A 24,588-nucleotide genomic window follows, 5' to 3' on the forward strand; every position below is an offset into this window, starting at 1 on the left:
ATGCAGCGCCGAGCAGCGCCGCCGCCGTCAGCAGGACGGGCGGTCGGGTGATCCCGTAATCGAACGCCCCATGTACGGCAATGGCCCCGACCGCATAGCCGGCGACCACCACCGCGTCCCCCGCCCCGGCCGCTCCGGCCCGTCTCACCCCCCAGAAGAGGCCAATGGCCGTCGCGGCTAGCAGGAACAGTCCCGCGATCCCGCCTTCGACCAACGTTTCGACGTACTGGTTGTCCGCGTGGGTCGCCCAGCTGGTCGCTGGTTCCGTCTGATAGGGCGGAGTGGCGTATCGATGCGTTCCGAGTCCGGCGCCGAAGAACGGCAAATCGCCCGCGACGCCGATTGCGTCTTTCCAGTGCTCCCAACGGAAGGAGATCTGCTCTTCGAACGTACTTGTCCATGATTCTTCCAGCCGGCCGATCGTCGTGTCCTCAACTTCAAATTGCCACAAAGACATGGCCGCCCCCCCCAAGACGGTGACGACGCCCGCCGCGACGACCCATCGAGCCCGCTGACGATCGAAGATCGCCCCCGCCTCGGCGGACGGATGCGTCTCGCCGTTCGCCCCCCGCCGACCGAGGAATGCCAGACCGCCGCCCACGCACAGCAGCCCCACCGGGACGGCAGCCAGTCCGGCCCGGCTGCCGGCGACGACGAGTCCCGCGGCAATCACCACTCCGCAGGCGGCCGCGGCCCGTCCCCCGCCGGTCGCAAGCAGACCGAGGACCGCCGCGAGACCGAGGTTCATCAGTTCGGCAGCGTGCCCCCGGTTCATCGAAGCGAAGAACCCGCCTGTCAGACCCGCCTCGCTCTCGGTGGAACGGAAGCCGTATTGCATGGACAGGCCCAAACGTCCGACAAGCCCGGCGACTGCGAAAGCGGCGGCCGTGCCCGCGACGCCCCACCAAATGACTCGGCGACTTGCGCTATGAACGCCGGCCTGCGACGCGAGCAGAAACGTCAGCACGCCGAGCGTGACGACGGCGAGCGTCTCCCGAGTCGAAGACCGAGCGACGGACACCGGCACGAAATGAGGCGCCAACTCGCCCGTCGTCGTCTCTAGATCCGCTCCGGAGATCGGCGATAGGGCTTGCGACGCCCCCAAGAGAAGTACGCCGACCAACGGCCAGACCGCCCCGGGAATCAGACCCGCACCGGACTTCAGCGTGAGTCCTCCGGCGACGAAGGCAAGTCCAGCCGTCGCGAGGCCCAACTGAATCGATTCGGCCGTGCCGAGAAACCACGGCGTCGTGATGACGGCGGCGACGACCGCGACGGCGGCGTAGGACATCGATGAGTCCGGCGCCGGCTCCGCTGGCTGCGGCACCGTGGGGAGCGGCCGTGAACGAGACGAAACTCGTTGCTCGCGAGATTGCGACTCACGCCGACGAGCCTCGGCTCGACGCCGGGCCGCTTGATCGGCACGGACGACAAACGCCCGGCCGATCTTGCGGCCGGGCGTTTGAGGGTTTCTCGGCAGGCTCCCTTCCTGCTTCTCGATCACGACGCAGTCCTAATCAAGACCGTCACGGCCCAACGGGAACGCCGCCATTGAAAGGCGGAGCATTGTTCCGCGCCGGAGTCGCCGCCGGCGGAGTCCCGCCCACGCCAAAGCCCCTGCCGTTGTTGCGATTGTTGCCGTTGTTGCCATCATCATCGTCGTCATCATCGCCAGCGATTGCGGCGCCGATCCCAGCGCCGATCAGAGCGGGGATCAGTAAGCCGCCGCCGCCCAAACCGCCGCCCCCCCCTGCTGCACCGCCGCCCAAACCGCCGCCGGGAGCCCCAAAGCCGGGGCCGCCGGGCGGGATAAAGCCGGGGGGACCGGGACCATCGTTGCCAAGCGCAGAGACGACATCCGTACCGGGAGCCTGCGTCACGGAGAATGCCGGCCCCTGTTTCACGATTCGCCGGAACGCGACGGGCCGCATCTCAGACTGAGATTCGCCTCGAACCTCGTCGATGAGGGCGTCATCCGCGGTCGCCAATACGCTTAGACCAGTCACGCTCGCCCCCAGCTGGGTGCCGTTTAGCGGGGTTCCGATCGAAACGAGGGTGTGAATCCCGGGCTGCAGGGTGAGCGGCAGCCGGAACAGTCCTTCCTCATCGGCCTTGAGCGTGGCCACCAACTCGCCGGACCGGATCAGGTAAACGTCCGCCATGGGAACCGGAACCAGTGCCCCGCCTCTGCCGTACTGATCGATTCGCCCGAGGTCGCCGGGCCGCACGCCTGAAACCCGTGTCGCAGTTTTGGCGGATGTCGCGGCGATCGGCCGAATCGTCAGCGGAGCCGGCATACCGGCGGGCGGCGGAACGGGAGCGACGCCGGGGGGAACGCTGCCCGGGACCAGGCCGGCAGCCGGAACCGGCGACGTCAACGTAAACCTGCGGGCGAGGATCGCACGGGCCAGCGGCCAATCGGAGGCTGGCGCGACCAGCGGCAACGGTCCGGGACCGTCCGTGGTGACGTTGCCTTCCTCAATCTTGTAAGCGAACAATGCCCGCCCGCCGTCAGACTGCCCCGCAACCGTATAGACGCCCGGCGGCAACGCCCCCGACTCCAACCCGCCGTGCGGGCCGAGCGTACCGGCGGCCACCACCCGACCGTCACGGATCAGGCGAACTGTGGCCGGATCGTTGTCGACGGTGTCCAGCAGAGGCGGGAGAGCCTCTTCCGCGGGAAATTCATCAACTTCAAGCCCCAGCGCTCCAGTCTCTGGAGGAAATCCGGGTTCCAAAGGCAAGCTTTGAGCGGCGGCGGCGTCGGCAAACCATCCGCCCACGGAGAGAGCCACAGCGAAAGCCAAGAGCTTTCGGAGTTGGCGGCGACGAAGCGGGAGCATATGAAGCTAACGTTTGGGGGAGCCTGGTAGGCAGGGAGGACTAAGCTTACACAGCCACGTGACCTCACACAATTCCCTGATCATCGGGGCGACGCTGGTTCTTGCGGGGGGAGAACGACCGCGTCCGCAGACACGGGGAGTTGCGGAGCGGAAACGGCTTGATGCGACCAGGACGTCGTGGAGCGAGTTTCTATGTCGCACGATTCGCCGGACCGGAGCAGCTCGGCCAAGATCGTCGCGAATCTTGCGGTCACGACCGCCCGGTGGTATTCCGCCGATAGCTCTCGGGCGATACGGCCAGCCTCTTCCGCGTCCGCCGGATCGTCTGCCAAGCGGCGGATCCGGTCGGCAAGCTCGGCGACGTTTCCCGGTTCGACTACCCAGCCGACGCCGCGGCCGTGCACCGTTTCGGCAAGTTCGCAGCCCCGCGGGGCGATCGCCAGGCAGGCGGCGCCGCTCGCGAGGATGCCGTAGAGCTTGCTCGGCATCATGTACGGCACGGCTCGCGGGTCGATCGAGACCACGTGCAGGTCCGCTGCCGACAGGCTCTCGGCGAGTTTCTCCTTCGGCTCGTAAGGGAGGAACCGCACGTTCGGCAATTCGGCGGCCCGCTCCCTCAGCGACGCTTGGAGGGAGCCGTTCCCGACGAACAAGAACGCCACGTCCTCCCGATTCCGCAAGGAAGCCGCCGCGTCGACGAGCGCCTCCAACCGCTGGGTCTGGCCCATGTTGCCGGAGTGCATTACCACGAACTTCCCTTCCAAACCGTGCCGTCCGCGGAACGGGTTGAACGGGCGGACGGGATGGACCGCGGCGGTGCAGGTCCAGTTCGGGACGACCTCCACCCGCCCCGGATCCACGCCGAAACGTACGAATGTGTCCCGCATATCTCGGCTGAGCGTGACGATGCGGTCCGCCCGGCGATAGGAACGCCGGAGGGCGGCGGACAGCAGTCGCACGCTCCGCCAGTCCGGCACCCGCCCGATGGCGACGCCGAGTTCCGGGTGCACATCCTGCGCGTAGACGACGAGCTTCGCCCGATGGCGGAGCTTCAACAACGGTCCCACGAGCGCGAGCAGGAACGGGTCCGTTTCGACGACGACGACATCCGCCCGGCGGCAGAACAACGCCCGAGCCACCGCCCCGATGAGAAACGTGACGAAATTCGCGGCCCGGTTCCGGAGGAACGCTTTGTCCCAGCGGGTGTGCCATACGCGATGAATCGTCACCCCATGCCGGACCGAGGCGCCGAACGATTTGCACTTCACGCCGGACGGATTCCAGTTCGGCCGCCCGCAGACCACCGCGATCTCCGGCGCGAACCGCTCGAGCGGAAGCTCGTCCGCCCCCTCATCCTGGTTCTTTCGATCCTGCGGACCGCACGCCCCGCGGGCGAGGTCTTCCGCCAATTCCGTGAGGAGTTGCCCCGTCGCTTCCGCATCCGGCCAATAGCTCCGGTTCAGGAACAGGACGCGGGGCGGGGGTGCGGCATCAGACCTCGTCTGAGGACGGCGATCGTAAAAGAGCACGCCCCCCTTCGACAGGAGCGAAGGTCGGGCAGCCGAAAATCGCGGATCGATTCTCCCGGTCCCGGCAGCCCGTGGCTCCGCGACTACGCAGTCGCTCGTCCTGTCTCGCCCGCGCCGCCGTCAAAGCATCCGACGTATCAATAGAGCGCTTCGACCTCATAGTCCTCCAGCGACGCGCTGGCCCCCTGCTGAAGGAAATCGACTGCGACCAGCAACCGCCGTTCGTTTTGTCGTTTGAGGATAGTGCCGACGAGCCCCTTGAACGGCCCCGTCTTCACGCGGACGGCGTCGCCCTCCTCAAGTTTCTGCTCCCGGGTGATCTTCTCTCCGCTGCCGAGGAGGGTGTCGATCCCCTTCAGATCGTCCAGCAGCCCCGCCGGATCGGGGACGTCGTTGACCCGTGAGATGGTGTTGGTCGTCATCGCGTCGTATTGCTCTTCCGCCCCCCCGAACAGGAAGACGTAGTTACTGAACAACGGCACGTAAGCGGTCCGCACCCGCCCGGAGGGCGAACGTTTTCGTTGCGGGAAGACCGGCGCCAGAAACGGCACTTTCATTCGGTGCAGCTTGCGGCAGAGGTCCTTTTCGCGGTTCGAGCGAGTGTAGACCAGCTTCCACCGCGGAGCTTCATGATCGTCCGCCGGCGCCGGCTCTCGGCCAGGCGGATCGTCGAGCAGGTTTTCGGGATAACGGTCCGGTTCGCGAGCGAGAATCGGCACGGTCGAGGCGGTCTTCCAACAGGGACAGGAAAGGGCACGGCCGGAGAGGATACCCCGCAGCCCCCCGCCCCATCCCGGGGCCGCCCCCATATCTCATTTTGTCTACAATCGAGCCAAGAGGGGATCAAGCCAAAAGGCGAGTCGAAAAAGTCCAGCGCCGACGTTGCTCGGGAGTACTCTGGCCACGTCGGAGCGGACCGACGGCGAAGCTCGCGAAGGACGGGCGAAATGCCTGATTTTTCCTTCGCCCTTCTGCGATCGCCCCACCGCGTTCGTCGGCGGCGTAATCCGCAATGAGTCCGCGAGAGACGCCCGTTCGAGGAGCTTTTCGCTGAGAAAAGGTTGCCGACGGGTTGCGTGCATCGATTATGGAGTTCTCCCTGAATTCGCTCCGGAACGTCGCCGACCGTTGTCCGCTTCCGTTTCCCCCACCGGGACCGCCGAGCAGAATCGACTCGCGAAAGCGCTGGGGTGGTTGCCGCTGGCCGCGGCGGGGGCGGCGGCAATCTCCCTCGGACCGTTGCTGGCCGACATCGTCGGGCGGCTGTGGGAGAGTCCGCGTTTCGGACATGCCCCGCTGGTGTGGGCGGCTGCGACGGGGATCGGGTGGCGCCGCTGGCGGGAAGTTCGGGAGCAACGGCAGCTGGCTCATCAAGCGGGTCGGAGAGTCGCTAAGAGGTCCACGCCGCGGCCCGTGCCGGAACTTCTGCTGTGGACGGCGGCTCTCCTTCCGAGCGTCGGGGCCATCTGGCTGGGCACGCCGTGGCTGGCGCTGGTCGCCGCCTTTCTGGCAGTCCCGGCGTGCATTTATTCCCTCGGCGGGGGGACGGCGGTTCGGCCGATCGTGCCGGCGTGGGTCGCCATCTGGACGACCCTGCCCCCGCCCTTCCAATGGGACGAGCGCCTGGTTCTGCGGCTGCAGCGAGTCGCTGCGGATCTTGCCAGCACGGCGTTGGATCTACTGGGGCGGCGTCACCTCCCGTCAGGCGTGACGGTCGAACTGCCCGGCCGGAGCTATTTCGTGGAGGAAGCCTGCAGCGGGGTGAACAGCTTATACGCCCTGGTGGCCGTTACGGCGCTAGGGTTGGCTTGGGCCCGGCGGAGTTGGCCGCGGTGGCTCATTCTGTTGCCGGTCGCGGTGCTCTGGGCCGTGGCGGCGAACGCGGTTCGGGTCACCGCCGCGGTCGAACTCTCCGCCGGCTACGGCTGGCCGGTCGCCGAAGGGATCGGACATGAAGCGCTGGGCGTGCTCACGTTCGCTCTCGCGGCGGGCCTGACGCTCAGTACGGATGCGTTGCTCGCCCTCATCGTCCCACCCCGGGCAAATGCTGCCGCAGACAGTCTGGAAGACGATCTAGAAGACGAGCCGGACACCGTAACTGAGGTCGGATGGCTTCCTCGCACCGCCCTGCCCCGGCCGGTGATCTGGGGGACGGCGGCCGGGTTGCTGCTCATTGTGGCGGCCTGGGACTTCACGGAGGGGGCCGATCAACGGTCGGTCGTCGCCGTCGAGGTCCCCGACACGCTGAAGCCCGCCTCTGAAAGCTCCCTCCCGGCCCTCTGGAACGGCTGGCGTCGCGTCGGGTTCCGCAACGTCGTCCGCGAACGCGGACATATCGACGGCACGTACTCTTCGATCTGGAGCTATCGTCGCGGTTCGATCCGGGCGGAGGTCTCGATGGACGGGCCGTTTGTCGACGGCTGGCATGATTTGCAGCTTTGCTACACCAACAGCGGATGGAACTGCACCGACGCGGTCGATCGCGTGGTCGCACAGGATCAGCGGGCCGACGGGTCGGCCGGGGACGTCTACACGCGGCTGGATTTGGAGCAACCGCTCGGTCGGCGGGGCGTCGTCTTCTTCACCTCCTATGCGATGGACGACGACGAAAATCTCGGCCCCGATCTGAAGACGAGAACGAGGCTGACGGCTCGCTTCGAGACGCTCCGGGATCTGATCCCGGTGGGCGCCGAGGGGGGCTACGTTCGCAAACCGGGATATCAAGTGCAGACGTACGTCCCCACTTATCGGCCGCTGACCGACAGCGAAACAGAGACCGTGCAAGCGCTTTTTCATGAGATGCGAGAGCGTCTCGCCGCCCTGCCGCACTCCGCCGCAGTCGCTGACGACGGCTCCGACTCGTCCGCCTGACGTCATGCTTCGATTGTTCCGCCGCCGCCCCGATCCACTCGCCGACGCCGACGAGTTCGCCCCCCGTCCCTGGTTCGGCGGGATCGGATCGAGCCTGCGACATGCCGTCGGCGCCCCCGGGCGGTGGTCGCGGGCCGCGCTCCGACGGCCGACGAGGCTGTGGGGCGATCCAGAGACTGAAGGCGGGCGATCCTGGCGTCGCCTCGCGGGGGCGTTGCCCGCGGCGGGGGCGGCGATCCTGCTGGTCGCGTTCGGATTCGTCGGTCATCATCGTCGGGCCGGCCTGGCGGGAACCTACGAGGCGGCGGCCCGGGCGGCCTCCGTGGAGGGCGATGCGGAAGCCGCCGTGCTCTTCCGCCGACGGCTCGGCGAACTGGGCCGTAATCGCGAGGCCGACCGCCTGAATCTGGCAGCGGCGCTGTCCGCGGCGGGTCGCGACCAGGAGGCCTTCGACTTACTGGCGGGGTTGCTGGGCGGCGTCGACGACCCCGGGTACGCCCCCGCCCATCTCCTGCTCGCCGATCGGCTCCTTGCGGAACCGGACGTCGAAGCGCCGGATTCCTCAAGCGATGTCGCAGGCGACTCGCCTCCGAAGGAGGCAGAAGGAACCGCCGCGAATCGCATGGCGCGCCGCGGCCGCGCCCTCCAACATCTCTCTGCGGCTCTCCGGGCGGCCCCGAACGAGGACGGGGTGAAGGCTCGGGCGGCCGCACTGCTGATCAGAGCAGGCGAACCCGCGGCTGCCGCTCCGCTATTAGAAGTCTTGGCCGAAGATCGACCGGAGGTCTGGCCGGAATTATTGCGGCTCTACGTCGGTCTGGGTCGCTCGGGGGACGCGGCACGTGCCGCCGAGGGGGCAACGCCGGTGTTACGCGGCGAATTGAACCGCAACCCGTTGGACTTTGAGAGCCGGGCCCGACTGACCGACGCCCTGATTCGCCGGGGCCGCTTCGACGAAGCCGTCTCGACGCTGGCGGCGAGCCGGTCTCTGCACCCGGAGAAGAACGTCGACAGGCTGCTGGCCGCGATGTACGTCGGGGAGTACGACCGGGCCGTCGCCGCCCGCGACCGGCGGCTGGGTCGTCGACTGAAGCTGCTGGAGCGGGCCTTGGAGTTCGACGCTCGCTTCGGCCCGGCGTTGGTGCGACTCGCGAACTTCGACAGCACGGCCGCGACGCAGTTCGCTGCAAACGCCGCGGCGCCCACGGTCGAGGAGGCGCGAGACCTACTGAAGCGCTTACTGGCGACCGGCGAAGCCCCGGCGGGCGTGCACTTCGCCCTCGGCCTAAATGCGTTACGGGCCGAAGACGCCGAGACCGCGACCTTTCACTTCGAACGCGCCCATCAGTTAGACCCGAATCTCGCCCAGGCCGCGAACAACCTCGCCTTTCTGCTGTCCCAACAGGACGAGCCGGATCTCAAACGTGCCCTGGCCTTGGCGGACGCCGCTGTCGCAGCGGCGCCGAACTATCCCCAAGTTCGACATACACGCGGAGCGATTCTTGCGGCGCTCGACCGCCCGGACGACGCTTTACTGGAGTACGAAAAAGCGATGGAGCTCGGTTTAAACCGCGATGCTAAGGTCCGTGCCGAAGTCGCCGAATTGTACGAACGCCTCGGTCGCGCCGATCTCGCGGGACAGTTCCGAGACGGATCGAATCCCGCCCCGTCCAACTGACGCGACGGTCGTCCGCCGGCGCCGTCGTGGGGCCCGATGACGGCGTGCGGAGATGGACGAGCAGGCCTGCCGAAGCGGTCTTCGCCTCCATCAATCGCTTTAATTTGAGGCATTTCCGCACCCAGCTCGCGCATCTGCGCCGGCTCATCGCTCATGCGGCGGGACGGAACGGTCCGGAAACCGCGCACTTGAGGAAACTTTTGTCGAACGTCCCGAATCTCTGCTTGAGAGTGCGGCAACTCTCGGTACCTTCCGCACGCCCCCACTGCCCCGACCTCAAGTACGTAACGAGACAGTTTCTTCGATGCTCGCCCCCACTGACGGCACTGCCGGCCAGTCCCGGGATCAGGCTGACCGCAGCGCCGCCGCCCCTCCAAACGGCGGTCAATCGTCTGATCGAGGTCACGAAGAAACACGTCCGGTTCAGGCAAGGAACGCTCGATCTGCTCCGGTCGGAACCGGCTCGAACAGGGGTAGCGCCTACTGCTCGAACCGGGGCGGTTCCGACGCCTCGTTCGCACGCATTGAATATCTTAGGGAACGTTGCTCCGACGGGATGCCGTCCGGGGGTCCGAAGTGTTATGAACCTACGACTGGGAGAGAGGAAGTCCCCCGTATGACAAGCGTCGCCATCCCGCCAGCGGCTGCGGCCACGAATACGGCTCCTGCCGCTTTCGACTTCTCCCGTGAAACGAACGCGGCGGAGGCTATTCGGTCCTCCGCGCAGCGGACCTCGGAGGGCACGCTGCCGGTGACGGTTTTGATCGCAACTCGCGATGAAGCGGCGAACCTGCCGAAATGTCTTGCCGCTCTCGCTCCCGCCGCCGCCGTTGTGGTGGTCGACTCCGGCAGTTCGGACTCGACCGCAGCGATTGCCCGCGAGGCCGGCGCCGAGGTCGTCCAATTCCAGCACACCGGCGGCTATCCCAAAAAACGCCAGTGGGCCCTCGACACGCTCGAATTTGGAACACCGTGGGTCTTGCTGCTAGACGCGGACGAGGTGGTTCCTCCCGCATTGTGGGATGAGATCGCCGAGGCGCTGCTGGGAGAGGCCGACGGGCCGGACGACCCGATCGGCGGCCCGTCGGCGTACCTGATCCGCAAGGGATTTCATTTTTTGGGGAGGCGGTTCCGCCACGGTGGGTTCAGTTTCAATGCAATGCTGCTGGTTCGACCGGACCGGGTGCGGTTCGAGCGCCTCGTCGAAGTTCCCGGCGACAAGTTGGACATGGAGGTGCACGAACGGCTAATCGTCGACGGGCCGGTGGGACGGCTGAATACGCCGCTGATCCACGAGGACTTCAAAGGGCTGGAAGCCTACATCGACCGTCACAACCGCTACTCGACTTGGGAAGCCCACCTACGGCGCCGGCTGTTGGCGACCGGCCGGTACGGAGAACAGACCGTCACGCCGAAGCTGACCGGCAATTCCCAGGAGCGGCGGCGGTGGCTCAAACGTCTCGCCGTGCGGACGCCGTTCGAGCCACACCTGTGGTTCGCGTATCACTACATTGCGAAGTTCGGATTCCTTGAAGGCCGGGCGGGTCTCATCGCCAGCCGGATCCGGGCCGACTATATCCGGCAGGTCCGGGCCAAGATGCACGAACTCGCACTCAGTGACGAGACGCTCTGTGACGAAGACGTGAGCGACCGGAAAACGGCCGCGTTCGAGCGTCGCCCCCGGTAACGAACGGCAAGCGGGTCGACGCCCGCATCCTGCTTCGGAGCGATCTGCCGCTGGGCGGCGGCCGACTACGTGATCCAAGTCACGGAGAGGCTCGTCTGATTGGGACGTTCAGCGGCCGATTTGCTCGGGGCCGAGCCGATGCGGCGGGGTAAATGTTGCCGCCTGCCCCGGTGCGATCGCCGCGTCTTCGGATCGAACGATAGTTCGTGTAAGAAGGTCCGGCGACGGGCCGAAGGCGGATCTGAGAGACAAGCTCTCGAACGCCCTACCGTAACGCTTCTTATCTCCAAGAAACGTAGGGCACAATGCTGCCGCGTGCCGGGCGGCGACGGGCCCGCTGCCCGAGTTGGCGTCTGCGATGGTTCGCGCCCGTCCGAATGATCATGGCAGATTGCCTGCCTTTGGGGATCGCAGGCTTCATGTGGGGCGTGCCGACGGGCCGATGATCCGGAGGAATCCCGATGTCCGGGGCGTAGCGAGTTTGCATCGCCTTTCGAACTGGCTGGATTCGCCACGATGATCGAACGCTGGGCGGTGACGTCTAGCCGGAAGGACTCTTCAATGCCGACCCGCCTGAACCGAACCCGCGTCGGCGACGTGTTGCGCCGGCACGTTGCGTGGCGCCACGGTCGTCGAGCGGCCCTTGCCGCAGCGACGGCCGCCGCCTTGGGAGTCGGCGGCTGCGCGACATTAAAGACGCCCAGCGCCGCCGGCGGAAAGAACGCGGCGCTCCGGTCGCTGTCGCCGAACGAACTGCGGGAAGTCGCCGCGATGTTCGAGGCCCAAGGCCACGCGGATCGGGCCGAACACCTCTTCGCCGCAGCGGACCATCGGTCGGGCGTCTCGCCCATTCGCCGGGACGCCGCTCCCCTCGATGGCGCCGACGGCGCCGGTTCGCCGCCCTCCCCGATTCCGTCGGCGCCCGTTCAGCTTGCCGAGGCGACGCCAGAACGACCCTCGCCGCCGGAACCGCCCTCGCCGTCCGGGGCCGCCGAGCCCCAGCCCGTCGACGGGGGGACGGAGGTCGCCCCGTTGGCGGACGCCGTGCTGCTCGCGGACGCCTCCCCGGACGCACGCTCCCCCGAAGGCGACGCCGCCCTCGCGGAGCACGCCGCCCCGGAGCACATCGCCCCCGAACCAGCCGCCGCGAAGCCGCTTTCTGCGGATCACATCGTCGCGGAGGTCTCCTCCGCTTCGGACGCCGTCGTCGAACCGGCAGCGTCCCCGCTGTGGGGATGGACGCTCGTCGATGCGGAGTCGACGGAACCGACCGACGCCGCCCCGGAACCCATCCCGATTCTTCAGGCGACTGCATCGGATGACGATGCCGCGCCGACCGAGTTCGTCGTCGCGGCTTCAGTCTCCGCCGACGAGCCGACGAACCTCCTCCCCGAAGTGGATTGGGAGTCCGCCGAACCCGGCATCGCCCGATACGACTTCGTTCCCGCTCCGGCAGCCCGTATCACGTCGGAGGCGACTCCGCAGACAGACCGGGAAACGCCCCCGCGTGCAATTCCCGAGGCGGGCAAAGCGTCTCTCGAACCGGCGGCGTCCGCGGAGGCCATTCCGTTCCTGACTCCCGGAGGGGCGGACGTCGCCTCCCCGCCCCCCGCGGAAGCCGATCCGCCCGCGGATGCCGGCCGCGCCAGCCTCTGAGCTTTCACGTTCCGGTCCGGCGTGGTCGCCGGAGCCGTCGACCGGGGTCTGCCGCTTCACGGCCCCGTTTCCCCCGCACAGCGTCGCCGCCCACCGTCCGCGGTTCCCGGAGTTCCCATGACCGTCTCTCCCCCACAAACCTCCGCTCGCACGACCGCCGGGTCGCTGCGTCGGTGGCTCGCCCCGTGGCTGGCGCCCGCGGCGTTGGCGGCCTCCTTAACCGGTTGCGCGACCGGCGAATTGCGGACCAACCTCAGCGAGGCGAAGACCGGCATCCGGGTGCATTTCGCCGCCGAGAAGGCTTACCTGCATCGGGGCGACCTGTTCCACGAGTGCTGTTCCTGCCCGCTGGACTTCAAGCACGGGTTCAAGAACGGCTACCGCGACGTCGCCCTGTACGGGGACGACTGTTGCGCCCCGCCGACGCCGCCCAGCTGCTACTGGGGATGCAGCACGGACGATCCCTGCGAGCGGGCGGAGCGCCTGAACTGTTATTATGACGGCTGGGCCCACGGGGCGATCGCCGCGGGGCAGGACGGCGTCGCCGGTCTGAACACCGTCCCGATCCGCAACATCTGCGGCGGCTACCAAACCGCGGGCATTCACGGCCCGGTTCCCTACAACGATCCGGGCGGCTTCGACCCGTACGGGCCGCCTCTTCCGCCTGGCCCCGGCTTCCCCGGGCCGATGGATCCGATGGCGCCCACGCAGATCGAGCGAGGTCTCCTCGAAGCGCCCGTCCCGGCGCCGGCGCCGATTCCGGTGGCGCCGTCCACTCCGCTGAACGGTCCGCAGATCGACCGCGAAGACAGCGTCGGCGGCCAGAGTTCCAGCAACCTCCTTCGGGAACTGCTGGAGGCCGAGACCGTCAGCGACGAGGTCGGCGCCTCCTTGGAAAGCGACGCCGATCGCGACGGCACGTCAAACGACGGCGTCCCGCCGGCGGGCTCCTCGAAGGCAGGCGTCTCGACGATGCAGCTTGGAGACGGCTTCCAAGCGGTCCCCTCGTCCGACGACGGCCCGAAGGTCACGACCCTCTGGAGTTCCGACGGCTGACCGCGTCCCGCCGGTTCCGCCCGCCCGGCCTCGGCCGTCGCGATCCCCCACTCACTCACCGTTCCGCCCCCCGACCCCCCTGCACCGACCGACCGCACCGGTCGGGGAAATACGGACGTTCGCCATGATTGCCGCATTAATTCGCCGCCCGCTCCCGGCCCGTCCCGTCGCCCACCGGACGGTCGCCCGACCGACGCTCTTGTTCTTGGCGCTCGCGGCGGCCGTGCTGGCCCCGGGCTGCCAGAGCATGTCGCTGGGTTCGCTCGGCAGTAGTTGCATCGAGGCGATCCCCGCCCGCCGACTTCCGCCGCCGGCGCTGGCACGGTCGAAGGACGATCTGATCGAAACCAGCAAGGCCCGCCTGCGGCAGCGGCCGCAAGAAACGTACATGCTCGATTCCGGCGACGTGCTGGGCATCTATATCGAGGGGATTCTCGGCGAGTTGGACAGCGTGCCCCCGGTGAACTTCCCGGAGGACGCCTCGATCCCGCCGTCGATCGGCTTCCCGGTGCCGATCCGCGAAGACGGAACCGTCTCCCTGCCGCTGATCGCCCCGGTGTACGTCGCCGGCAGCACGGTCGCCGAAGCGGAGATGAGGGTTCGCTCCGCCTACGTTAACGGAGGAATTCTCCTGCCGGCAGGCGAGTCCGACGAAGGCACCATCTCCGATACGGCCATCATCGTCACCCTTCAGCGGCAGCGCGAGGTACGGGTGCTGGTCATCCGCGAGGACGCCGGCGGCGTGCAGAACCCGACCGACAACGACGCCGGCGGCAAAAGCGGCTCCGGCTTCCTGGTGGACCTCAAGGCCGGCGAGAACGACCTGCTGACCGCCCTCTCCGCCACCGGCGGCCTGCCGGGCAACGAGGCGCTCAACGAGGCGATCATCTTCCGGGCCGGCGCCGAGGGCTCCGCGGAGTTCGACGCCCGCGTCGCCGCCTTCCGCCGCCAACCGATCGGCTGCGGCTGTCGTCCGCCGCTGCCGGACCCGTACGGCCCGGGGGCAATCCGCATCCCTCTGCGGTTCTATCCGGAAGCCCCGCCGACCTTCACGGAACAGGACATCATCCTGAACGCCGGCGATATCGTTTATATCCCGGCCCGCGATCGCGAGAAGTACTACACCGGCGGCGCCTTGGGCGGCGGCGAGTACCTGCTCCCTCGCGACTACGACCTGAACATCCTCCAGGCCATCGCCGCGGCCAACGGAGAACTCGGCGCCAGCGGTACGGGCGTGGGCGGCATCAGCGTCTTCGGCGGAGGTCGGAACAGCCAAGTGTTCCCCCCGAGCAAGGCGATCGTGATCCGCCAGTTGCCCAACGACTGCGGCGAAGTGGTGATCCGCGTCGACCTCGCCCGGGCGCTGACCGACCCCCGGGAACGCATCCTCATCCAGCCCGAGGATGTGATCATCGTGCAGTACACGGTCTGCGAAGAGGTCGCGAACACCGCGATCAGCGTCCTGCCGGCCCTGCTGCTCCGCGGCACACTCTGATCGCTGCGACTACAAGGCAATCGCGACCGGACGTGAATGAGTCCCCTGCGGCCTACCGCAGGGGACTCATTTCTCTGCATCCCTGTGGACGCGGCCTGGTCCGCTGCGGTTTGCGAAGCCGTGCCCCAAGGGTAAGAGAAGCGTCCGCGAGACTTGCCACGGAGGAGAGCCGGAAAGCGGCATCCTCTGGGACACGGCACGCCCCCCGTCATCCCACGCGGATCCCTCTTGAAATCACTCGCCGGACGCGTCCTCGGCTTTCAGCGGCTTCACGCGGAGGTTGCGGAAGCGGTAAACCGCGCCCTTTTCGCCGTGGTGCTGGATGCCGATTGGGCCCGCGGCATCGGTATCGTCCTGAAAATCGCTGACGACCGTGCCGTTGACCGCGATCGTGATGTGATCGCCGCGGCAGGTGATGCGGTAGGTGTTCCAGCCGTTGCGTTTGAAGGCGTCGCCGGCCCGCTTCTTGAACGCCGCTTCGCTCTCTTCGTCGCCGCGCTTCGGGCTGACGAACCAGCCGCGGCGGCCCTCGTCGTAGAGGCCGCCCGACCAGCCGCGTTCGCTGCCGTCGACCTCGGCCTGATAGCCGTACACTTTGTTCGGCTCCACGTTCGCCCGGAACATAAAGCCGCTGTTCGCCTTGCCTTCCGGAAGGTGCACGTCCCCCTCGAACACGAAGTCGTCGTATTCCTTCTCGGTGACGAGGAAGAACTTTTTATTCGCTTTGAGATGGATCTCGCCGTCGACGACCTCCGCTTCGCCCCATGTGTAGGGGTTCTCCCAACCGTCGAGCGTTTTGCCGTCGAACAGCGGGGTGAAGCCGTCGTCGGCTTGGGCACCGTCGTCAGCGAGGGCGGCAGGCGTCAGGAACGCGAGGGTGGCGAGGGCCGGGAGGCAGAATCGAACGAGCATGGTTGATCGCGGGTATGCAGCGAGTGAAGTGAAAGAGCGGGCGGCGAGGTTACGGCGTCAAGATCGCTTCGTGTACCGGCCGGCCCTCAACGTCGTGATGGGTGACGACGGCTCGGGTCGGCTCGATTCGCACGGACAGGAAGCCGCCTTTGACGCGGAGGAAGCGATGTTCGGGGCGGACGTCGTCCTGCTTCCAGCCGCCGGCGTGTGCGTCGGAGGCGGGACCGCAGCCGAACTCGTTCAGGCCGGTTTCCTCGTCGACGGATTGATACTGCCAGTGACGGTCGCCGTTGATCACGAAGCAGCCCGGCACTGAGTTTAGAAATGCGCGGAGCCTCTGCCCCTCGTGCTCGAACGCGGCGTTGGCATGGTTGTCCTTCTTACGGTCGCGGTCGGGGCCGACGACCGGCGTGGCGGAGAGGAACAATTTGTACGTGGCGTCGGAGCCGCGCATCGACTCCTCCAACCAGCGCCATTGCTCCTCGCCGAAGATCGTTTTGTCCGGCCCGTCCGGCATCGTGTTGGGCGAGCGGAACTCGCGGCCCTCGGGCAGCCAGATTTCGACATGCTCCCCCCAGCGGAAACTGCGGTACGGCTTGTCCGATTGCGGAATCTGTTCGTCCCAGATCTTCAGCCCCTGCTCCCAGGTGAGATCTCCGTAGGTCTGGCCGGGCCAGGCGTCGTCCTTCAGCAGGTCGTGATCGTCGTGCATCCAGTAGCTCGGGATGCGGCGGTGAAAGGCGACGAAGTTCGGGAAGGCGTACATCCGGTTCCACCGGTAGCGGGCGGTCGCCATCTCCTTCGCCAACGGCTTTTTCCGGTCGTAATAGAGCGTGTCGCCGGTTTGCACGAAGAACGCCGGGTCCAGCTCCAGCATCGAGCGATAGATCTTGTGCCCGTTTTCAAAGTCATCACTGGTGTCGAACTCCTGGCAGGTCGAGACGACGAACGTGAGCGGAGTTTCCGAATCCGCCGCCGGCGCGGTGCGGAAGGAGGCGTCGAACGTCGCGGTCTCGTCCCCCGTCTCGCCGCCCGTGCGAGCCTCCGCGACGACCTGATACAGCGTCGCGGGTTCCAATCCGTCGACGGTCGTCTGGTGGCAGAAATCGCTGTCGCCGTCGACCGCCGTCCACTCGGTGGTCCGGCTCTCCTCGGCATCGTTCGCCGTGATCCGAAAGCGGACCTCGCCGGCGAGGCCGGGCACGGTCCAGTTCGGCGCCTCGGGCGTCCACTGCTTCACCCGGTTGCCGGCCTCGTCGTGCGCGGTCAGACGGACCCAGAGCACGGCGGAGTCGGGCGTGACCTCGCCGATCTTCACCCCGTTGGCGAAGCCGGCGGCAGCGGCGCCCGCGGGCGCCGCGAGTAGCAGCAGCGGAATGAGGCGGTGCATATGGCAGACGTTCGGGGCGTGGTCGGACGTGCGGGGTTCTGGACGAATCGAGAGGACGACTCCCCGACGGCATGCATCAAGCACGTTCAATCCCTTCATGCCGGCCGAGCATCGTCTGAACCGAGCGATGCGCTGTCCACCGTCCCCCGTCCCACGAGCGCGGATCGCCTCGCGAGGCGGACGGCTCGTACGGTCGCGGCGGGACCGGTTGTCCCGAACAGTCCGCTCCGGCCAGTTCGCCGGCCCGGCCCATCCGTCAGGGGCGCCGTGCGACTCAGCGCCGAGCGCTCCGCCCCACAGTCCACGCCCCCGCGGGCGATCTTCCGTATCAGCCTGTCCCCACTGAACGCCCGGCGCCGCAGAAACCTGGTTTCGTGGCTCCGTAGCTTGGACGGATCCTTCGCAGGTGCACGACCACCGCAGCCAGCACACCCCAACGACGTGTCCGACCGCTTCTCAAACCGGGCGGCGATTCGGCGGAGTCACTTGAGTCAATCGAACAACCGCTCCACCTGGTAGCGGTTGCGAGAGGTCCCCCGGTCGTATGGGAACGGTTTTCGGCGAGTCATCGGCGGCGGCGTGCAGCTTGGTCGTCAGGCCGCTCCGGCTGCGGCCGAGGCGTCGCTGTGCGTGAGTGGCTTTTCCCTACGCCGGCAGAGCCGGCTGGTTCGCCGACTCCGGAGGGGTCGGCTGCGGCGTTCGATTTCTCTGAAAAGAGGGCGATGGGCAGGAACGCGGCGCGGCCGGAGCCGGCATTGCGGCAGACATTGCGGTGCCTCGGCGCGGACTGCCCGCGGTGCGGGACCAAGACGCGGGCCCGGTACGACCACCGCCGGACGGTCGACACACTGAACGGCCTGGTCCGGCTGCCCCTGGCGGCGCGTCGCTCTCAAAATCCGACTGCAACCAGGTGTGCCGCCCGGCGGCGGAGGGGGCCTCCGCTCGGCCGGCCTGTCGACGTGCGACCGCAGTGTCACCAACCTGCTGGACCGCTAAGACGCACTGCTCGCTGTCTCGCTGACACTCGACGCCCGCTTGCGGGGGCTGACGGCAGAACAAGGACGGATCATCTTGCCTGGGACGGGTTGCAGCCGAACGTGGGTCACGAAGTCTTGTGGGTCCTGCGGGACTGCATTTCCGGCGAGGTTCTGCTGGCCCGCAGCCTGCACTCCAGTTGCGGGAACGACGCGGCGCCGTTTCCTGAAACGGCAGACGGCCGGTCAAAAACTCGTAGAGCATGACCCCCAGCGTGTAGATGTCCGATCGCGGACAGACCTTCTCCTGCTCTCCCAGGATCTGCTCGGGACTCATGTAGGCCGGGGCGCCCAGCGCGGCGCCGCTTTGGGTCGTGCGGGGGCCTTCCGCGTCGCGGCGGGCGAGGCCGAAATCGGTGACGTGCGGGCGGCGGCGCTCGTCCAGCATGACTTTGCCGGGCTTCAGGTCCGGGTGGACCACGCCGCTGTCTTGAGCGTGGGCCATCGCGTCGGCCAGCGTGCCGATCAGGCGAACGGACTTCCGGACCGGCTGGGGGCCGCTCAACATGTCCTTGAGGCTCTGGCCCGGCCGGTGGGCCATGGTGAGGAACAGCCGCCGCGTGCCGTCGAAAACGACCTGCTCGCCGGCGTCGTAAACCGGGCAGACGTTCGGGCGCTGCAGCGTGGCAGCGGCCCGGGACTCCCTGAGGAACCGTTCGACCAACTCCGGATCGGCCGCGGCGGCGGAGGGAACCTTCAGGGCGACGTCACGATCCAATTGGGCGCCCCGGACCAGGGAGACCGCCCCCATCCCCTCGCGGCCCAGGACGCGGTTTACCCGGTAGCGATCAAACGCCGCTTCGCCCGGGCGGAAGCGCGAATCGGCCGAGGCGGGAGAGACGCCCGCGTCAGTTCGCTCTCGCCGGTCGAGACGACCGTCTGCTCGTTCCCAGCGCAGACGGTGGAGTCGGCCGCCGCCCACCCGTCCGTGACGCGGCCGATCAGCCGGTCTTCCAGTTCGAATTACTCCCGCAATTCGTCCGCGAGTTCGGAGTGCGCCGCGATCACGCTCTCCGGGGCCGGCGGTTCCCCATCGTCGATTCGTCGGAGGTACTCCGCGACGACCCGGTCGACCAGCGTCGCCCCGCCGGCGTTCTCAGGAGGGCCGATAAAAGGGCCGATCTCCAAAGTCGCATTGGCGACCGCGTCCGGACCGGTCTCGACGGTGCGGGGCGGCGGGGTCGCGGAGGACTTCATCGGCAGGCGGCTTGTGGACGGGGGCGTGCGTGGGCGGCGAAACCGCTTAAAAGAGAGGGCACGGTTCTGTCGCGGATCGGGCGCGCTTTCCGACAGAATCCCCGTGAATCGTCCGAACGGCTGCCCATGACCGACGTTTAGAAACCGTTCAGTTCGGTTCCGCCAGCCGATAAACTCCGTTTGAGTCCTTTCGACCCCCGCCGGATCAGCCCGGCGACGATGTCCGGGGTGCGGCCCAGTTCGGTCGCAACGTCGGCGAGCGGGATTCAGGTCGGCGACCGCGCGGGCGGACGGAGCCGGTACGTCTCGACGGAGCAGTCCACCGTCGGAGCGTAACGGTGAGCCTTCGGCGGACGCATCCCGCTTCAATGCGAACCTTGCTGAGGTACTCCGACTTCGCCTCACGGTTCGAGTCCAGCACGTTGACCAGCAAAGGCTCGCGTGCGCGAGCGGTCGCCCCGGGTCGTCGAGCGTGGCCCGCGCCTTCGCGAGAGTCCCTGCGCAACCGCGATCGGCCTACGCCAGGATTTCTCGCACGACGCGCGCCGGTTCGACGCCGGTCAGTTTGAAGTCGAGACCCTGGTGCCGGTGGGTGAAGCGTTCGTGGTCGATGCCGCACAGGTGCAGCACGGTCGCCTGCAGGTCGCGGACGTGGACGGGGTTCTCGGCGACGTGGAAGGCGAATTCGTCGCTGCGGCCGTAGATCGCGCCCGGCTTCACGCCGCCGCCGGCCATCCAGATCGTGAAGGCCCGCGGGTGATGGTCGCGGCCGTGGGCGTTCTTGTTCGTGATGTCCCCCTGCACGTAGGGCGTGCGGCCGAACTCGCCGCCCCAGATCACGAGGGTGTCCTCCAACAAGCCGCGGAGTTTCAGGTCCTTCACCAACCCGGCGCTCGGCTGGTCGGTGTCGCGGCACTGGTTGGGAAGCTGCGTCGGCAGGTTGCCGTGCTGATCCCAACCGGCGTGCATCAGTTGGACGTATTGTGTCCCCCGCTCGATCAGACGGCGGGCCATCAGGCAGTTGTGGGCGTAGCTGCCTTTGCGCTGCACGTCGGGGCCGTACAGGTCGAGCACGCTCTGCGGTTCGTCGGCGAAGTCGACCAGATCCGGCACGCTGGCCTGCATCTTGAAGGCCATTTCGTACTGGGCGATGCGGGTCTCGATCGCCGGGTCGTGATAGCGATCGTGGGCGAGCTGATTCAGCGCCGCCAAGCGGTCCAAAGTCGCCCGCCGGTCCTCACGAGCGACGCCGGCGGGGTTGCTGAGGTACAGCACCGGATCGCCGGCGCCGCGGAACGGCACGCCCTGGTACTTCCCCGGCAGGAACCCGGCGCCCCAGTAGTAGTCGTAGAACAGTTGCCCGCAGGTGTTCTCGCGGTCCTTGGAGGTCATCACCACGAACGACGGCAGTTCGTCGGTCGTCGATCCCAGCCCGTAGGTCAACCAGGCGCCGAGGCTCGGACGACCCGGCTGATTGTGGCCGGTGAGCATCTGCGTGACCGCCGGGGCGTGGTTGATCTGCTCCCCGTGCAGGCTGCGGATGAAGCAGAGGTCGTCCACGATCTCCGCGGTGTGCGGCAGCAGATCGCCGACCCACATGCCGCTTTCGCCCCGCCTCCTGCCGCCGAACGCGGCGGGCAGGCAGGGCTTGGAACTCTGGCCGGCGGTCATCGTCGTCTGCCGCAGGCCCTGCAGGACGCTCTCGGGCAGTTCCTCGCCCCGCCGCTCGCGCAGCGTCTCCTTGTCGTCGAACAGGTCGACGTGCGACGGCCCGCCGGACTGCATCAAGTAGATGACCCGCTTCGCCTTGGGCGGGAAATGCGGCAGCCCGGCGCCCGCCTCGCCCCCCCGCCCCGGCTCGCCGGCCAGCAGGGAGCCGATCGCCGGCAGGCCCAGCGTCAGCCCCGCGGTCGCCCCGAGGAACCGGCGACGGTGAAAGTGATCAAGCGGCGTCGCGTTCACGGCTTCGAGATCGCCTCGTCTAGGTTGAGGATGAGCAGACAGACCGAGGTCCACGCCGCCTGTTCGTTCGCGTCCAGCGACTCGTCCCGCGGCGCCTCGCCGACCGCCAGCAGGGCCGCGGCCTTCACCGGCTCGGCGGCGAACCGCGTGCGGGCGTCGGCGAGGGCATCCGTCAGCAGGTCCGCTTCCGCTTCCGACGGCCGACGCCCGGTCGCGGCGAAAAATGCGTGCGTGACCGCGGAACAATCTTCGTCGAACTGGCTGCCGTCGAACTGGCCGTCGCGGATGCCGCCAAGCAGCGTCGCGGCCCAGACGCGGGCCGCTTCGGTATAGGTCGTGTCGTTGAGCAGCGTGAGGGCGTGCAGCGGGGTGCTGGTGCGCAGGGTCGTCACCGCGCAGACCTGTCGGGCGGGGGTGTCGAAGAAGTTCGTCGGCCCCACGACCCGCCGCCAGAAGGTGTACAGACTCCGCCGGCGGAGACCCTCGCCGGTGCTCTGAACGAACTTGTTCTTGCCGAGGCTCATCTCCTCCCAGACGCCCGGCGGCTGGTACGGTTTGACCGGCGGTCCCCCGAGCGTGGGGCTCAGCAGGCCGGAGATCGCGAGCGCCGAGTCGCGGATGATGCGGGAGTCCAGCCGGTGCCGAGCGCCGCGGGCGTACCACCGGTTCTCCGGGTCCGCGGCGACCTGATTCGCGTCGACCTGGGCGGTCCGGCGATAGGCGTCGCTGGTCACGATCGTCTTCAGTAGGCGCTTCACGTCCCAGCCGCTTTCGACGAATTCGACGGCCAGCCAATCCAGCAGGTCCGGGTGGGAGGGCAGCGCCCCCTGCAAGCCGAAGTCGTCCGGCGTGTCGACCAGGGCCCGGCCGAACAGCAATTGCCAATAGCGGTTCACGATCACGCGGGCCGTCAGCGGGTTCTTGCCGGAGACCAGCCAGCGGGCCAACGCCAGCCGATCGGCCTCGGCGCCCTCGGGCAGCGGCGGCAGGAAGGCCGGCACGCCGGGGGCGACCTGGGCGCCGGGCGTCTCGTAGTTCCCCCGCTCCAGCAAGAACGTGTCGTGCGGCCTGTCGTCCCGCATGACCATCACCAGCGGGATCCGCGCTTGATACGACTCCTCCGCGTCCTCCGCCGTGCGGATCGCGGCCCGCAACGGCTTCCACCGCGGGTCGGAATCGAGGAACGCCGCCAGTAGCCGGCGGGTCTCCCCATGGTTCAGATCGTCCAGCGGCGCCGTGCCGACGACCCGCGAGACGTAATCGCTGGTGAGGCGTTCGGCGATCAGCGACTCGTCCGCCCGCATCTCTTCGACCCACGCCACGAAGGGCGGGCCGTAATTCGATTCCTCCGCATCCAGCGCCTGGCGAGCCGCCGTGACCTCCGCGTGCAGGTCGGCCAACCGGGCGGCCTGGGCCTCGCTGGCGAGCGACACGAACGGCTTGGCGATGCCGTACGACTCCGCCGGCTGTCCGTCCGCGGCTTCGGCGCTCCAGCGTTTGCTGATCCCGCCGGGTTCGTCCATCTGGTTAAACATCGCCATCAGGCCGTAGTAGTCGGCCTGCCGAATCGGATCGAACTTGTGGTCGTGGCACTGGGCGCAGCCGACGGTCAGCCCGAGGAACGCGGTGGAGGTCGTCTCGACCCGATCGAAGGCGTACTTGGCGAGGTTTTCCTCGGCGATCGAGCCGCCCTCGCCGTTGATCATGTGGTTGCGATTGAACGCCGTCGCGACCAACTGATCGGTCGTTGGGCCGGTCCCGTCCGGGCCGGGCAGCAGGTCGCCGGCGAGCTGTTCGATCGTGAACTCGTCGAAGGGTTTGTTCTCGTTGAAGGCGCCGACCACCCAGTCCCGCCACGGCCAGTTCGTCCGCACGAGGTCCTGCTGAAAGCCGTTGGTGTCCGCATAACGGGCGACGTCCAGCCACTCGGAGGCCATCCGCTCCCCGAAGTGCGGGGAGGCCAGCAGCCGATCGACCGCCGCCCCGTAGGCCGCGTCTGGGTTCGCCCTGTAAGCGTCTTCAAACGCCGTCATCTCCGCGGGGCTGGGCGGCAACCCGATCAGGTCCAGCGACAACCGGCGAAGCAGCTGTGCGGGCGGCGCCGGCCCGGCGGGCCTTAGTTCCTGTCTCGTCAGGCGACGCTGAATGAAGGCGTCGATCGGATGGCTCGCCCCGTCGATCCGCGGCACGTCGGGTCGCTGGGGCGGGGTGAAGGCCCAGTGCGGTTCGTACTCCGCCCCCTGAGCGATCCAGCGGCGGATCAGATCCGCCTCCGCGGGGGTGATCGCCGGCTTGTGGGCCGCCGGGGGCGGCATCACGAGGTATTCGTCGTCGCTGGTGATGCGGGCCAGCAATTCGGACTCGTCCGGAGCCTCGACGTTCCAAACGCGCTCCGCTTCCTCGCGGACGTCCAGCCGCAGGTCCGCTTCGCGGTGGTTCGGATCGAATCCGTGGCAGTAATAGCAGCGGTCCGACAGGATCGGCCGCACGTCGCGGTTGAACGAGACCCGCTCCTCCCCCGCCCCCGCCGACCCGCGGGACGCCGTAACAGGCGCCGCGGCGAGCAGAACGAGGCAGACGAGCGGCGGCGACTTCGGCATGCCCACACATTAGCGGTCCCCGATGCGCGAGCAACGCGGCGCCGCTCCGCGGTGGGTGGACACGCTTCAATCGCCCCCGGACGATCGGCCCCCCCGGTTCGCGGTCGCGGTTCGACGCGGACGGGGCGTACTGATTGCGTGGAACGTCTCACGGACCGCCGCCCTCCAGTCCCCTCACGGATCGTTCGGGAATGGCACGCTTCTGGTCCCCGTCGGCTCGCCCCGGCACGGTCGATCGCCTCGCGGTTCGCCGCTTGATCCTCGCCGCGGCGCTCGCGGCGCTTGGAGCGCCGCCGATCCCCGCGCTCGCCCGGCAGGCGACGCCCGATGCCGCCGCGATGGAGGAGGATCCGGAACTGGCGAAGGCACGTCGCACGGTGGAGCGGTTCCTCACGCTGCTGGAGCGGAACCCGCGTCCCGGCACGTCGCTGGACCGGGTGTACGCCTTCCATGCGGAACGCGGCGAGTTGGCGGCGCTGGTCGAACGCCTCCGGACCCGCACCGAGGCGAACCCGAACGACGCCGCGGCGCCGGCCGTGCTGGGGCTGATCGAATCCCGCCGGGGGAACGACGCGGCAGCCGTCGCCGCCCTGCGGACTGCGGTCGATCGGGCCCCCGACGATCCCGACCCCCGCGCCCGTCTGGCGGAGGCGCTGACCGTCGCCGGCCGGCCGGCGG

The 24,588-nt window shown here is 68.0% G+C and carries 15 protein-coding genes and 3 pseudogenes; 8 read left to right on the forward strand and 10 right to left on the reverse strand.

Translation table 11 applies throughout. The annotated features are described in order from the left end of the window. The 4 genes from LzC2_RS11760 to nusG all read right to left on the reverse strand — a co-directional run. Window positions 1-1,291 (reverse strand): O-antigen ligase family protein (locus tag LzC2_RS11760; protein ID WP_171187134.1); only part of this gene is annotated, 1,291 nt, incomplete at its 3' end. Window positions 1,292-1,526: 235 nt separating this feature from the next. Continuing rightward, window positions 1,527-2,297 carry a hypothetical protein gene (locus LzC2_RS11765; RefSeq protein WP_206678677.1) on the reverse strand — a complete coding sequence of 257 codons (771 nt, stop codon included), beginning with the start codon at window positions 2,295-2,297 and terminating at the stop codon, window positions 1,527-1,529. A 626-nt stretch (window positions 2,298-2,923) separates the two neighbouring features. Continuing rightward, entirely contained in the window at window positions 2,924-4,372 is a 1,449-nt protein-coding gene (locus LzC2_RS11770) for a glycosyltransferase family 4 protein (RefSeq protein ID WP_171187136.1), read from the reverse strand. A gap of 137 nt (window positions 4,373-4,509) precedes the next feature. Then, a complete protein-coding gene (gene nusG, locus LzC2_RS11775; RefSeq protein WP_171187138.1) occupies window positions 4,510-5,091 on the reverse strand; it encodes a transcription termination/antitermination protein NusG in 582 nt (193 codons plus the stop codon). Window positions 5,092-5,500: 409 nt separating this feature from the next. Between nusG and xrtU the strand changes: the two genes are divergently transcribed. From xrtU to LzC2_RS11805, 6 genes are all read left to right on the forward strand, one after another. After that, on the forward strand, window positions 5,501-7,243 hold the full coding sequence (gene xrtU, locus LzC2_RS11780; protein WP_171187140.1) for an exosortase U: 1,743 nt from the start codon (window positions 5,501-5,503) through the stop codon (window positions 7,241-7,243). 4 nt (window positions 7,244-7,247) lie between these two features. After that, window positions 7,248-8,921: a tetratricopeptide repeat protein gene (locus LzC2_RS11785; RefSeq protein WP_171187142.1), complete on the forward strand. Its 1,674-nt coding sequence runs from the start codon at window positions 7,248-7,250 to the stop codon at window positions 8,919-8,921. 751 nt (window positions 8,922-9,672) lie between these two features. Beyond that, complete coding sequence (locus LzC2_RS11790) at window positions 9,673-10,608, forward strand: glycosyltransferase family 2 protein (protein ID WP_349771133.1); 936 nt, start codon at window positions 9,673-9,675, stop codon at window positions 10,606-10,608. Between the two features lie 561 nt (window positions 10,609-11,169). Then, window positions 11,170-12,264 (forward strand): hypothetical protein, encoded by a 1,095-nt coding sequence (locus LzC2_RS11795; protein ID WP_171187146.1) that lies wholly within the window; start codon window positions 11,170-11,172, stop codon window positions 12,262-12,264. 117 nt (window positions 12,265-12,381) lie between these two features. Continuing rightward, window positions 12,382-13,320: a hypothetical protein gene (locus LzC2_RS11800; RefSeq protein WP_171187148.1), complete on the forward strand. Its 939-nt coding sequence runs from the start codon at window positions 12,382-12,384 to the stop codon at window positions 13,318-13,320. Window positions 13,321-13,444: 124 nt separating this feature from the next. Next, window positions 13,445-14,815 carry a polysaccharide biosynthesis/export family protein gene (locus tag LzC2_RS11805; RefSeq protein ID WP_171187150.1) on the forward strand — a complete coding sequence of 457 codons (1,371 nt, stop codon included), beginning with the start codon at window positions 13,445-13,447 and terminating at the stop codon, window positions 14,813-14,815. A 234-nt stretch (window positions 14,816-15,049) separates the two neighbouring features. On the opposite strand, the gene LzC2_RS11810 is transcribed toward LzC2_RS11805, so the two are convergent. Further along, on the reverse strand, window positions 15,050-15,727 hold the full coding sequence (locus LzC2_RS11810) for a 3-keto-disaccharide hydrolase (protein WP_171187152.1): 678 nt from the start codon (window positions 15,725-15,727) through the stop codon (window positions 15,050-15,052). 49 nt (window positions 15,728-15,776) lie between these two features. Continuing rightward, window positions 15,777-17,117 carry an alkaline phosphatase D family protein gene (locus LzC2_RS11815; protein ID WP_171187154.1) on the reverse strand — a complete coding sequence of 447 codons (1,341 nt, stop codon included), beginning with the start codon at window positions 17,115-17,117 and terminating at the stop codon, window positions 15,777-15,779. 936 nt (window positions 17,118-18,053) lie between these two features. Here LzC2_RS11815 and LzC2_RS23045 point away from each other — a divergent pair. Further along, window positions 18,054-18,355, forward strand: a pseudogene (locus LzC2_RS23045) (ISNCY family transposase); the annotation flags it as partial. Window position 18,356: 1 nt separating this feature from the next. On the opposite strand, the pseudogene LzC2_RS23050 reads toward LzC2_RS23045, so the two are convergent. The 4 genes and pseudogenes from LzC2_RS23050 to LzC2_RS11835 form a co-directional block, all read right to left on the reverse strand. After that, a pseudogene (locus tag LzC2_RS23050) lies at window positions 18,357-18,902 on the reverse strand (serine/threonine-protein kinase); the annotation flags it as partial. Between the two features lie 212 nt (window positions 18,903-19,114). Further along, the gene (locus tag LzC2_RS11825; protein WP_171187158.1) at window positions 19,115-19,348 is read right to left on the reverse strand and encodes a hypothetical protein; all 234 of its coding nucleotides are present in this window, start codon (window positions 19,346-19,348) and stop codon (window positions 19,115-19,117) included. 516 nt (window positions 19,349-19,864) lie between these two features. Next, window positions 19,865-21,310 (reverse strand): DUF1501 domain-containing protein, encoded by a 1,446-nt coding sequence (locus LzC2_RS11830; RefSeq protein ID WP_185168675.1) that lies wholly within the window; start codon window positions 21,308-21,310, stop codon window positions 19,865-19,867. Further along, a complete protein-coding gene (locus tag LzC2_RS11835; protein WP_171187160.1) occupies window positions 21,307-23,910 on the reverse strand; it encodes a PSD1 and planctomycete cytochrome C domain-containing protein in 2,604 nt (867 codons plus the stop codon). The genes LzC2_RS11830 and LzC2_RS11835 overlap by 4 nt, the downstream gene beginning before the upstream one ends. A gap of 191 nt (window positions 23,911-24,101) precedes the next feature. Here LzC2_RS11835 and LzC2_RS11840 point away from each other — a divergent pair. Further along, window positions 24,102-24,588: pseudogene (locus tag LzC2_RS11840) on the forward strand (hypothetical protein); the annotation flags it as partial.

Source organism: Alienimonas chondri (assembly GCF_013036045.1).
Classification (GTDB): Bacteria; Planctomycetota; Planctomycetia; order Planctomycetales; family Planctomycetaceae; genus Alienimonas; species Alienimonas chondri.